The 588-nt window shown below is 30.6% G+C and carries 1 protein-coding gene; it reads left to right on the forward strand.

The features are described 5' to 3' along the window. Positions 1–476 (forward strand): ImmA/IrrE family metallo-endopeptidase (locus N1F73_RS03845; RefSeq protein ID WP_260360173.1); only part of this gene is annotated, 476 nt, incomplete at its 5' end. Positions 477–588: the final 112 nt, after the last annotated feature.

Genomic DNA, 588 nt, shown 5'->3' on the forward strand with positions numbered 1-588 from the left:
AATTAGTAAAAGAGACAATTATCAAAAATAATGATGCTGTGATAAGAGAAAATGAGACTTTAGGTCAGGTTAAGGGAATGTCGTCTTTAGATGATAAAGATAATGTAAAAATATATTTGAATGAGTTAAACTCTGATTTACAAAATTTAAAAACCTTATTACATGAATATGCACACGTGAAGTTAAAACATAGTTTAAGAGATTTAGAAAGACCTAGTTGCGAGCTACAAGCTGAGATGACAGCGTATGTGGTAGGTAAAGAATTAGGAATAGATACTAAGGACCATAGTTTTAAATATATGCGAAGTTGATCGAAGGGTGCGAGCATAAAAGAAAAACAAAATTTATTAACCGAAGTTAATGAAGTTTCTAAGGCTATTTTCAGCGAAATCGAGAGCAATTTTTTAGCTAATGGCGATGTTTATCAAGACAAAAATGAAAGCAAAAAGAATTTAAAAAACAAGCTAAGTTTGTAGAGGTAAGAGATGAATAAAAATGCAGGTAGAGGTGAAAAAAGAGTTATTAGTGGGATTAATAGTGTTGTTTTTGAGAATGAAAAATCCATTTTAGTGGTTTTACCACAGATGC

The organism is Mycoplasma sp. HS2188, from assembly GCF_025209835.1.
GTDB lineage: Bacteria > Bacillota_I > Bacilli_A > Mycoplasmatales > Metamycoplasmataceae > Mycoplasmopsis.